Source organism: Massilia suwonensis, from assembly GCF_042655665.1.
GTDB classification, from domain to species: Bacteria; Pseudomonadota; Gammaproteobacteria; order Burkholderiales; family Burkholderiaceae_D; genus Telluria; species Telluria suwonensis.
The window spans coordinates 529,745-541,309 of the sequence record NZ_JBHSMR010000008.1 but is presented as its reverse complement, the minus strand read 5'-3'; the positions used below and the strand labels follow the sequence as shown (position 1 = coordinate 541,309).

General features: G+C 64.3%; 11 protein-coding genes. 10 read left to right on the top strand and 1 reads right to left on the bottom strand.

Translation table 11 applies throughout. The annotated features are described in order from the left end of the window. Positions 1–10 precede the first annotated feature (10 nt). The gene (gene dapF / locus ACFPQ5_RS05980) at positions 11–874 is read left to right on the top strand and encodes a diaminopimelate epimerase (protein ID WP_379752357.1); all 864 of its coding nucleotides are present in this window, start codon (positions 11–13) and stop codon (positions 872–874) included. A gap of 54 nt (positions 875–928) precedes the next feature. Here the strand turns inward: dapF and ACFPQ5_RS05975 are convergent, their stop codons facing one another. Continuing rightward, positions 929–2,626, bottom strand: coding sequence for a tetratricopeptide repeat protein (locus tag ACFPQ5_RS05975; protein ID WP_379752356.1), 1,698 nt, complete (start codon positions 2,624–2,626; stop codon positions 929–931). Positions 2,627–3,090: 464 nt separating this feature from the next. Here ACFPQ5_RS05975 and ACFPQ5_RS05970 point away from each other — a divergent pair, with 464 nt between their 5' ends. The 9 genes from ACFPQ5_RS05970 to ACFPQ5_RS05930 all read left to right on the top strand — a co-directional run bounded on the left by ACFPQ5_RS05970 (position 3,091) and on the right by ACFPQ5_RS05930 (position 11,497). Next, the gene (locus ACFPQ5_RS05970; protein WP_379752355.1) at positions 3,091–4,143 is read left to right on the top strand and encodes a porin; all 1,053 of its coding nucleotides are present in this window, start codon (positions 3,091–3,093) and stop codon (positions 4,141–4,143) included. A gap of 190 nt (positions 4,144–4,333) precedes the next feature. Continuing rightward, positions 4,334–4,996, top strand: coding sequence for a DUF484 family protein (locus ACFPQ5_RS05965; protein WP_379752354.1), 663 nt, complete (start codon positions 4,334–4,336; stop codon positions 4,994–4,996). Between the two features lie 4 nt (positions 4,997–5,000). Then, entirely contained in the window at positions 5,001–5,918 is a 918-nt protein-coding gene (xerC, locus tag ACFPQ5_RS05960; protein WP_379752353.1) for a tyrosine recombinase XerC, read from the top strand. Between the two features lie 119 nt (positions 5,919–6,037). Continuing rightward, positions 6,038–7,093, top strand: a complete 1,056-nt coding sequence (locus tag ACFPQ5_RS05955) for a CobW family GTP-binding protein (RefSeq protein WP_379752352.1) — start codon at positions 6,038–6,040, stop codon at positions 7,091–7,093. A gap of 204 nt (positions 7,094–7,297) precedes the next feature. Beyond that, positions 7,298–7,747, top strand: coding sequence for an RNA polymerase-binding protein DksA (dksA, locus tag ACFPQ5_RS05950; RefSeq protein WP_136221521.1), 450 nt, complete (start codon positions 7,298–7,300; stop codon positions 7,745–7,747). 179 nt (positions 7,748–7,926) lie between these two features. Further along, positions 7,927–9,276, top strand: coding sequence for an STAS domain-containing protein (locus ACFPQ5_RS05945; protein ID WP_379752351.1), 1,350 nt, complete (start codon positions 7,927–7,929; stop codon positions 9,274–9,276). A 100-nt stretch (positions 9,277–9,376) separates the two neighbouring features. Beyond that, positions 9,377–9,913 carry an ATP-dependent protease subunit HslV gene (gene hslV, locus ACFPQ5_RS05940; protein WP_379752350.1) on the top strand — a complete coding sequence of 179 codons (537 nt, stop codon included), beginning with the start codon at positions 9,377–9,379 and terminating at the stop codon, positions 9,911–9,913. A gap of 14 nt (positions 9,914–9,927) precedes the next feature. Further along, positions 9,928–11,265, top strand: a complete 1,338-nt coding sequence (gene hslU / locus ACFPQ5_RS05935) for an ATP-dependent protease ATPase subunit HslU (protein WP_379752349.1) — start codon at positions 9,928–9,930, stop codon at positions 11,263–11,265. A 34-nt stretch (positions 11,266–11,299) separates the two neighbouring features. Further along, on the top strand, positions 11,300–11,497 hold the full coding sequence (locus ACFPQ5_RS05930) for a hypothetical protein (RefSeq protein WP_379752348.1): 198 nt from the start codon (positions 11,300–11,302) through the stop codon (positions 11,495–11,497). The last annotated feature ends 68 nt before the right edge of the window (positions 11,498–11,565 follow it).

Below are 11,565 nucleotides of genomic sequence, written 5' to 3'. Positions count from 1 at the left end.
GCCCATCCCCATGAAACTCAAGTTCACCAAGATGCAGGGCGCCGGCAACGATTTCGTTGTGATCGACGCCATCCACCAGCAGATCGATTTCAGCGCCGAGCAGTGGCGGCGCCTGGCCGACCGCCGCTTCGGCGTCGGTGCCGACCAGATCCTGATCGTGGAGCGCCCGACCGCGCCGGGCGCCGATTTCCGCTACCGCATTTTTAATAGCGACGGCGGCGAAGTCGAGCAGTGCGGCAACGGCGCGCGCGCCTTTGCCCGCTTCGTCAGCGACAAGGGATTGAGCGGCGAACGCAGCATCCGCGTGCAGACCATGTCCGGCATCATTGCCCCGACGCTGGAAGACGATGGCAGCGTGACCGTGGACATGGGCGCGCCCGTGCTCGAGCCGGCTACCGTACCTTTCGACAGCGCAGGTTTACCGGGCCTGCCGCAAGGGCACGACACCCTGTGGCCCCTGACGCTGCAACTGCAGGGCGCGCCGCTGGAGGTCCCGGTCTCGGTCGTTTCGATGGGCAATCCGCACGCCGTGCAAGTGGTCGAGGATGCCGAGACAGCGCCAGTGGCCGAGCTCGGCCCGCAGGTCGAACACCACCCGCGCTTTCCGAAACGGGTGAACGCCGGTTTCATGCAAGTCGTCGACCGGCGCCACATCAAGCTGCGCGTGTTCGAGCGTGGCGCCGGCGAGACGCTGGCCTGCGGTACCGGCGCCTGTGCCGCGGTCGTTGCCGGCATCCGGCGCGGCCTGCTCGATTCGCCGGTGCGGGTGTCCGCGCGCGGCGGCGAATTGTCGATCGCCTGGGCAGGAGAAGGCCAAGCCGTCCACCTGAGCGGACCTGCCGTCACGGTGTTCGAAGGCGAGATCAATATATAAGAGGGCACCAAGAGAGCGTACCAGGCTAGGCGTCTGCTCAAGCAGTCTCGCCGTTCACGCCGCCATGCCGTAGGAGGAAGTACCGCGCTCCGGTGGCAAGGGCGAGCCAGGCCGGGCCTCGGCGTCGTCGAGCAGCCGTCCGCACATGGCCGCATCGGCCATCAAGGTACGCAGCCGGTACAGGCGCTGGCGGTAGTTGCCTTCCGGGCCGCCCGGTCCGCAATCCACGTTCTCGAACAGGCGCACGATGCGGTCGAGCGCCTGGCGCTCCTCGGCCGTATTCACCATCACCAGGCGGCGCTTGCTGCGCCCGTAGCTGGCGCGGATATCGATCACCAGGCAATGCCCCTGGTCGGCGCTGGCCACGTCGAGCAGCAGGGTTTCGGCGCGCGACAGGTTGAATAGCGCAGCCAGTTCCAGCCGCGCGGCCAGCAGCGGATGGGGCGACAAATCTCCGAGGCAGTCGCGCAGCGCGCCGGTTTCAGTGTGGGCCACGTCAATCAGGCGCGGCGCGATCTTGCCGAGAGCAATGCCGGCCTCGGTATTGCCCTGCGCCGCCGCCAGCTGCAGCCAGAACACGGCGCGCACATCGTTGCTTTCGTTTTCGCGGCGCGCGCGCCAGGCGTTGTGGCCGCATTCCAGCTGGGCGACCTCGTAGCCCATTTCAGCGGCGCGCTCCAGGTAGCGCTGGGCGTCGGCCACGTTCCGTTGCGAGAACTCGGGTTTCAGATAGATGCGCGACAAGGCGTACCAGGCCTCGGCCAGGCCCTGCTCTCCGGCCAGCAGCAGCCAGCGGATCGCCTTTTTGAAATTCGCAGCGCCCGTGCCGCCCTGGATACGCGTGCCGTCGACCTGCATGCGGGCGTACCACAAGCCGATCGCCAGCTGGGCATGCCGGTCGTGCTCGGCCGCCGCCAGCTCCCAGAAGGCGTGGATGTCGTCGTTGCCGATCTCCGGGTTGCCTTTTCCGTCCGCCAGCAGGCGCGCGGTACGCGACAGCAGGGTGACTTCGCCCGGCGCCAGGCGCCGGATCGGTTTGCCGCCGCCCCCGTCCACCAGCGCACGCGCCAGCGGCAGCGCGCGGGACAGGTAATCTTGCCAGGCTTCGGCTGCCCAGCTCTGCTCGAGCAGCGCGAACTGGGCTTCGGCCAGGCCGTTGTCGGCAGCCCGGCGCAGCCAGGGTTGCCCTGCCGCCGCGGACGCGTCGGCACCCGGCGCAGGCGGCCGGGCAAGGGCGCGCTGCTCGGCCGCCGGCCCCGCCCGGTCGCGAACGACCGCGGCCGGATGCTGCACTGCGGCAGTGCTTGCCGCTGAAGAATTGATCCCGGCGGCGATCTCGGGCCGGCGCGCCAGCAGCCACTGGGCGTCGGCAAAACCGGCGCGCGCGGCCTCTTCCAGTGCGCGTACCGCCTTGGTGTGCAAACCGCCGGGCGCGGTGGCGCCGCTGTCCAGCACCAGCTGGGCCAGCACCAGGCCGGCGCGTACATTGCCGCCGTCATAGGCGCGTTCGTACCAGGGCGCCAGCGGTGCGCCGTGGGTCCGCGCGAGGTCGAGCGGAATATGACTACCGATCAGTTCGCACGACTCGGCGCAGCCCTGACGGGCCGCACGGTCGAGCCAGTGCAGCGCTGTGGGCAGGCTGCGCGGCAGGCCCGCGCTGCCGAACAGATAGCGTTTACCCAGCTCGAGTTGCGCGTCGGCGCGGCCACTGCGGGCGCCGCGAATGATCGCCAGTTCTTCACGATTAGCCATCGGTAGTCTTCATCAATTGGTGGGCAGGCGTGGTGCGGGCAAAACCGGCGGGATCGGCGGAAGGCCGCGACGGACGGGCTGTCGCTGGCAAAGTTGCCAATATACAAGAACTTCTGAAATCGCGCCCACACCCATCGGTTCAGTGAAAAGTCTAAGCCAGTGCCAGGGGCGAATCGTCCCGAACCGCTTAATGATTGATATCGAACAAGCACCTTGTGGGGATATGGAACTCTGCTACCTTGCGGTGCAGCAAGCACAAAAACGGGGCATTTGCCGAGCTCGGGCGTTTCGAAAATACAACAGCACGATTGGTTAAATTGGCTTTCCACCAATTCGAACGGTCATAATTAACCAATCCGGCAATCTTGACGCGTTAAGCATTTAAGGTTCACTCGTCCGAGTGTTCAGCAAACAAAGTCTCAACGCTCTTTGGATTCCGATTCATCTTCTAAGGATACGAATAAATGAAAAAATCTCTGATGGCAGTCGCACTCTTCGGCGCATTCGCCGGTGTGGCACACGCACAGACCGCCGTTCAAATCTACGGCAACATCGATGCTGGTATTCAAAAGCGCAGCGGCCAGACCCTGTCGATCGGCAAGCGCGCTTCGAACACCCTGGGTTTCAAGGGCACCGAAGATCTGGGCAACGGCCTGAAGGCACTGTTCCAACTGGAAATCCGTTACGAGCCGGACACCGGCACCGTTGAAAACGGCAGCCGTCCGCTGTTCCAGGGCCAGAGCCGCGTCGGCCTGCAGGGCGACTTCGGTATGGTCCGCATCGGTCGCGGCCTGACCCCGTACCAGGAAACTGTCGGCGCCTTCGAGCCGTTCCACTCGCTGCCAAGCGTGTCGGGCTTCTACACCGACCTGGCTGTCGCCGGCTACACCTCGGCACCGCTGGATCCAGTGACCAACTCGAACAACCGTTGGGCCAACGCCTTCTGGTACAACAGCCCGGTCGTCAGCGGCTTCCAGCTGAACACCGCAATCGCCTCGAAGGAAAACAACGGCGGCCCGGCTTACGGCACCCTGTACCCAGCCGGCGCCCAGGCATCGGCCAACCCGTTCTCGGTGTCGGCAACCTACAACAACGGTCCTGCAGCCGTCATGCTGGGCTACGAACGTAACGCCGTCGAATCGAAAGTCTGGTCGATCGGTGCTGCATTCAACGTGACCCCGGCACTGAAACTGACCGGCCTCTACAGCCACCATGATCAGGAACACGTGCTGCCAGGCCTGGCCCTGCCAGCGAGCTCGGGTCCAACCACCAAGGCATGGGTGCTGGGCGCCAACTACACCATGGGTCCAGGCAAGTTCCTGGCTGGCTATGGCCAGAAGGATCCAGAAGGCTCGTTCAAGACCAAGCAGTTCTCGCTGGGTTACGAGTACAGCCTGTCGAAGCGTACCTACCTGTACGTCGATGCATCGCGCAAGGATGGCCCATCGAGCCAGGCTCGTCGTAACATCGACGAAACCATCAACTTCTACACCATCGGTGTGAACCACTCGTTCTAAGCTGATGCGGGCGTATGCCCGCTTCGCTTGAATCTCGAAGGCAGGTGTCGTGAGCGGCACCTGCCTTTTTTTTATGCTGTGCGCGGTTCCGCCAACGACGCCCCGAACGGCAAATCAGCCGGCCACGGGCTGCCTGCGGACTCTCTGCTGCGGTAGAATTGCGCACCCCCTATTTCTCGCAAGATTACCGATGACCGTCACCCTGGACTCCGCCGCCGTCGCCCAATACCTGGCCGACCATCCGCGCTTTTTTGAAGAACATGCCGGCCTGCTGGGCGAAGTCAAACTGTCGAGCCCGCTGACCGGCAAGGCCGTCTCGCTGCAGGAGCGGCAAATGGAAGTCATGCGCGCCAAGTACAATGCGCTCGAATTGCGCATGGCCGAACTGATGCGCGTAGCAAACGACAACACCGTCATCCTGAACAACTTTCATGCCTGGCATCTGGCGCTGCTGAAGTCCAGCGGCGGCGCGGCCATGGCGCGTGACCTGGTGGACGGCCTGGTGACCCACTTCGGCGTACCGCAAGCAACGCTGCGCCTGTGGAATGTGGCACCGGAACATGCCGACGCCTGGTTCGCCGCCGGCGTGGCCGAGGATGCGCGCCTGTTCGCTTCCAGCCTGCGCGCTCCGTACTGCGGCCCGAATAACGATTTCGAAGCGGTACGCTGGCTCGCCGATGCCGAGGGCATGCGCTCGACCGTGTTGCTGCCGCTCAGCAGCGACGGCGTCACTTTCGGCTTGCTGGTGATGGGTTCGCCCGACGCCGAGCGCTTCAGCCCGGTGATGGCGACCGATTTCCTGGTCCAGCTGGGCCAATCCGCCAGCGCCGCCCTGGCCCACCTGCGCGGCTGATCCCATGGAAGACTGGGCCGGACGCTACCTGGGCGAACTGAAAACCCAGCGCCAGCTGTCCGCGCACACGATTGCCGCCTACCGGCGCGACCTGGCCGAACTGCGCGAACTGGCCGGCCACGACGACTGGGCGGCGCTGACCCACGCCGACATGCGCCGCTTCGCCGCGCGCCTGCATGCCGGCGGGCAGGAACCGCGCTCGATTGCCCGCAAGCTATCCGGCTGGCGCGGCTTTTATGGATGGCTGTCGCGCCAGATCGCCTTGCCGGCCAATCCGGTCGAAGGCGTGCGCGCCCCGCGCCGTCCCAAGACCTTACCGAAAGCCCTGCCCGTCGACGCCGCCGTCCAGCTGCTGGAAGCGAACCGCCACGGCCACCCGGAACCCGACGAATTATGCAACCGCGCCATGTTCGAGCTGCTGTATTCGAGCGGGCTGCGGGTGTCGGAACTGGCCGGGCTGGACTTGGCCTATACGCAGTCCGAGGGCAGCAGCTCGCTCGGCTGGTATGACGCGCAAGCCGGCGAAGTCGTGGTCACCGGTAAAGGCAACAAAATGCGCCGGGTCCCGGTCGGCGGGCCGGCGCGCGAGGCCCTGGCGGCCTGGCTGGCGGTGCGTCCACCCGCTGTGGATGGCAGCGCCGCCCTGTTCCTGTCGAAGCGCGGTTCCCGCGTCTCGCCGCGCGTCGTGCAGCAGCGCCTGAAAACCCATGCACTGCAAGCCGGCTCGCCGGTACACGTGCACCCGCACGTGCTGCGCCACTCTTTTGCCTCGCACCTGCTGCAATCCTCGGGCGACCTGCGCGCCGTGCAGGAATTGCTGGGTCACGCCAGCATCACCTCGACCCAGGTGTATACCGCGCTCGACTTCCAGCATCTTGCCGCCGTGTATGACCGAGCTCATCCGCGAGCGAAAGCGAAGTAGACAAAGGTTCGCCTGAGCTGGCGCAAAGGCTGGTGCGGTTGATGGTGGCAGATTGCAAATTGCGGCATAATCTTCGGCTCCCTATGCCTTTTCCGGGCTTGCCCGCACTGCACACGACCATGTCACCGATCCCGACCACCATCCTCACCGGCTTCCTCGGCGCCGGCAAGACCACCCTCCTCAACCGCATCCTGCGCGAGGAGCACGGCCTGCGCATCGCCGTCATCGAGAACGAATTCGGCGAAGAAAACATCGACAACGAAATCCTGGTGCAGGACAGCGGCGAACAGATCGTCGAGATGAACAACGGCTGCATTTGCTGCACCATCCGCGGCGACCTGGTCCTTGCGCTGACGAGCCTGGCGCGCAAGCGCGAAGCCGGAGACATCGCCTTCGACCGCGTCGTGATCGAAACGACGGGGCTCGCCAATCCCGGTCCGGTGGCCCAGACCTTCTTTGTCGACGAGGAAGTCGGCGGCTACTACATGCTGGACGCCGTCGTGACCGTGGTCGATGCCCGCCATGGCATGGACCAGCTCGATCGCCACGAGGAAGCCCAGCGACAAGTCGGATTCGCCGACAAGATCCTGCTGTCGAAGCTCGACCTGGTCGATGCCGACGCCCTGGAAACGCTGAAAATGCGCCTGAAACGCATCAATCCGCGCGCCCCGATCTCGACTTCCGATTTCGGCCGCGCGCCGATCGCCGAGGTGCTCGACCTGCGCGGTTTTAATTTGAACGACAAGCTCGAACTCGACCCCGACTTCTTACGGGCCGAGGAGCACGAGCACGAGCATCACGACCACGATCACTGCGGTGAACACGGTCACGTGCACACCGAGGCCTGCGGCCACGATCACCATCATGCGCACCACAGCGACGACATCGCCGCCTTCGTGTTCCGCAGCGAGCGCGCCTTCGATCCGGAACGGCTCGACCAGTTCCTGGGCAGCATGGTGCAAGCCTTCGGGCCAAGCATGCTGCGCTACAAGGGCGTATTGTCGATGCAGGGCGCCGAGCGCAAGGTCGTGTTCCAGGGCGTGCATCAAATCATGGGTAGCGACCTCGGCGCAAAGTGGGAAGCAAATGAAACCCGTGGCAGCAAAATGGTATTTATTGGTAAAAATTTACCAAAAGACGTATTTATCCGCGGATTAGAACAATGTTTGGTATAAACTATCCCGGTTTAGCGGTACCGGTTGCTTTCCACGAGGAGGCTGCAGGGACTGATGTTGGACCGCTGTCCCAGGGCAGCGAGACGGCGGATCGTACGGGCCGTCATGGCAGCAGCAAGGGCGCGCACCCTTGAGTTCGGGGTGCTACGGCTGAGCTAGCTGATAAAATGAAAACCTCTTGTCGTATCGAAGGTAAGTGAAGTCATGACTAAAACAACGAAACCGAATGCCGCTCAGGCCGAAGACCGACTCTTGACGGAAGAAGAAATTCGGGCGATGGGCGAAGAGGACTACATGAACCCGGCCCAGCTCGCGTTCTTCAAGGACCGCCTGCAACAGCTCGAGAAGGAACTGCTGAAAAACGCCGGCGAGACCACCGAGCACCTGCGCGAAACGGTCCTCGTTCCGGATCCGGCCGACCGCGCCACCATCGAGGAAGAACATGCCCTCGAACTGCGTACCCGCGACCGCGAACGCAAGCTGCTCAAGAAGGTGCAGCAATCGCTGGCCGCCATCGAAGGCGGAGACTATGGCTGGTGCGAAGAAACCGGCGAGCCGATCGGCATCCCGCGCCTGATCGCCCGTCCGACCGCGACCCTGTCGCTGGAAGCCCAGCAGCGTCGCGAACTGAAGCAGAAGCTGTACGGCGACTGATCGGGTCCGCCTTGTAGTTGTCCCCCGAAAAAGCATGCGCCCGCCGCATGCTTTTCTCTTTTTTACGTCCTGGTCGCCGCTTTTCGTGCGATCAAAAACTTTCCCATAGGATACACTAGCGCTCGCCCGCACAGGCTTTGCGCGGGCGCACGTGTGCGCAGGACGGCGCAGGCGCGTCCATGCTACCGTCATGGATGAGCGCTGCGGGCGTCGCCGCGCCGGATGATCGACAGGGTAACGTGGGCATATTTTCCTTCCTCAAGAAGAAACCCGAAGCAGCCGCGGCGCCGCCGGAGCCCGCACGCCTTGAGACCGCACCGCGCCAGCCCTCCGATGCCGAACGCGAGCGCCAGCGCGAAATCGCGCGCGCCACCGCCGCCAAGATCGACGCCATCGAGCTGGCGATGACGACCGACTTCTTCGACGATGCCGAAGCGCGCTGGGGCAACACGCGGCGCGCCCCGGCCGCTGCGGCCGCCGTGCTCGACGAGGCCGGCGAGAGCGAGCTGTTTACAATGCTCGAGCAGCCCGATGCCGCCGCCGCACCGGCCGCGGCCCCGGTAGTCGAGGAAAGCGCGATCCTGTACGCCAATGACCAAGCCGCACTTGCCGAGCAGATGCTGCAAGGCTGCCTGGCCGAGCTCGGACGCAGCGAGCGCCAGCCCTGGTGGATGCTGTTCGACCTGTACCAGGCCGCAGGGCGCGAACAGGACTTCGACAGCATCGCAATCGACTACGCCAGCCATTTCGAAACCTCGCCGCCCGCCTACAGCAACCGCTTGCCGGCGGACACCCCGCAGCAAACCTTTGCCGGCGTCGCCCCGGCGGCGCGCCTGACGGGCACGCTCGGCAGCGACGCGACGCCGCGCCTGCAGGCGCTGCTGGCCAGCAGCGGCGCCCCGGTGCGCATCGACCTGAGCGCCATCACGCATGCCACGATCGACGGCTGCGCCGCCCTGCTGTCTGCCCTGCAAAGCTTGCGCGGGGCGCGCCGCGCCATCGTGCTGGCCGGCGCCGATACCTTGCTGGCGGTGCTGCGGCCGATGCTCGCGATCGGCGAGCGCAGCAGCGGAGAAGCGCCCTGGCTGCTGCTGCTCGAACTGCTGCAGCTACTCGAACGCGAAAAGGATTTCGAGGAAACGGCGATGGATTATTGCGTGACCTTCGAAGTCTCGCCGCCTTCTTTCGAAGTCTTGCCGGCCCAGGCCGGCGCCGGCACGACGCCGGCGGGCCAGCCGGGTGCCGAACAGCGTTTCATGCTGCCGGCCACCGTCGACGGCGACATCGCGCCCTTGCTGGCGGCGATCGACAACTACGCCGCCATGGATCCGGCCGCACCGGTCGTCCTCGATTGCACCAAACTGGTGCGCATCGGCTTTGCCGCGGCGACCAATCTGCACGCCGCCTTGCGCCGCCTGGCCGTCGACGAGCGCCGCATCGAACTGCGCGAGCTGAACCACCTGGTAGCGGCCCTGCTGCGCCTCTTGAACTACGGCGACTGCGCGCGTCTCTACGCACACAAGTACTAAAGCAGTCTCGACAACTTTACTGCCGCGTTAAGCTTCATATTGTCTTGCAATTTTGTGCAACACCCCCACTTGCGGAGGGCTAGTTAATCATGAGGCAGATATGGAACAATTTCACGGCACCACCATTGTGAGCGTGCGTCGCGGCGAGAAGGTCGCATTGGGCGGCGACGGCCAGGTCACGCTGGGCAACGTCGTCATGAAGGGCTCGGCACGCAAGGTGCGCAAGCTGTACCAGGGCAAGGTCCTGTGCGGTTTCGCCGGCGCCACGGCCGACGCATTCACCCTGCTCGACCGCTTCGAAGCGAAGCTCGAGAAGCACCAGGGCAATCTGCTGCGCTCCTCGGTCGAACTGGCCAAGGACTGGCGCACCGACCGCATGCTGCGTAAACTCGAAGCGATGCTGCTGGTGGCCGACAGGGAAAGCACCCTGATCATCACGGGAAATGGCGACGTGCTCGAACCCGAGGACGGCATCGGCGCGATCGGTTCCGGCGGCATCTACGCCCAGTCGGCAGCCAAGGCCCTGCAGGAAAACACGGAACTGCCCCCGGCCGAGGTCGTGAAAAAGGCGCTGACCATCGCCGGCGAACTGTGCATCTACACGAATCTGTCCCACATCATCGAAACGCTGGACTGACCGGCGCGCATACCATGAACATGACTCCCCTCGAAATCGTCTCGGAACTGGACAAGCACGTCGTCGGCCAAGGTAAGGCCAAGCGAGCCGTCGCCATCGCCCTGCGCAACCGCTGGCGCCGCCAGCAGGTGCAGGAACCGCTGCGCCACGAAATCACCCCGAAGAACATCCTCATGATCGGCCCGACCGGCGTCGGCAAGACCGAGATCGCGCGCCGCCTGGCGAAGCTGGCCGACGCGCCTTTCATTAAAATCGAAGCGACGAAATTCACCGAAGTCGGCTATGTCGGGCGCGACGTCGACACCATCATCCGCGACCTGATCGACATCGGCGTCAAGCAGACCCGCGCCAGCGAAATGAAGAAGGTACGACAGCGTGCCGAGGACGCGGCCGAGGACCGCATCATCGACATCCTGGTCCCGCCGGCACGCGATTTCGGTTTCAACGTCAGCGCTTCGGCCGAAGCGAAGGAAGGCGACAGCACGCGCCAAACGTTTAGAAAGCGCCTGCGCGAAGGCTCGCTCGACGACCGCGAAGTCGAGATCGAAGTGGCGGATACTCCGCCGCAGATGGAAATCATGGCCCCGCCCGGTATGGAAGAAATGACCGAGCAGATCAAGACCATGTTCGCCGGCGTCGGCGGCGCCCGTAAAAAGGCGCGCAAGATGAAGATCAAGGAAGCGATGAAGGTGCTGGCCGAGGAAGAAGCGGCGCGCCTGATCAACGAAGACGAGATGAAGCAGAAGGCGATCCACAACGTCGAGAACAACGGCATCGTGTTCCTCGACGAGATCGACAAGATCGCGACGCGCTCCGAGCATGGCGGCGCCGACGTCTCGCGCGCGGGCGTGCAGCGCGACCTGCTGCCGCTGGTCGAAGGCACGACGGTCAACACCAAGTACGGCATGATCAAGACCGACCACATCCTGTTCATCGCCTCGGGCGCGTTTCACTTATCAAAACCGTCGGACCTGATTCCCGAGCTGCAGGGCCGCTTCCCGATCCGGGTCGAACTCGAATCGCTGTCGATCGAGGACTTCAAGCGCATTCTCACCAGCACCGACGCCTGCCTGACGACTCAGTACGAAGCGCTGCTCGGCACCGAAGGGGTCACGCTGAATTTCTCGGAGGACGGCATCCACCGCCTGGCCGAGATCGCCTTCTCGGTAAACGAGCGCACCGAAAACATCGGCGCGCGGCGCCTGTACACGGTGATGGAAAAGCTGCTCGAAGAGATTTCCTTCCACGCCAGCGACACGCAGGAAAAGCAGATCACGATCGACGCGGCCTATGTCAACGAGCGGCTCGACATGCTGTCGGCCAACGAAGACCTGTCGCGCTACGTGCTGTAAGACCGTGCCATAAGGCACTCAGTAGGAGAGGAAGATGGCGAACAAGGCACTTGCAACGCGACAAAAGATGATGTTGCGCGTCGATCCGGGCCAATTCGGCAAGCCGCGCAACCCGATCGCGGCCTTGGCGAAAGGGCGCTCGGCCGGCCCGCACGCCAAGCCGCTCTCGAGCGAACGCCAGGCAGCCAAGCGCCAGCTGAAAAAGGCGCCGCTGGTGTCCGAAGACGACTGAGCGGCGCCACGCTATCTGAACACGCCGGGGGCGCTCCTCGTTTCGAGGTTCGCCCCCGGTTCCCCTTC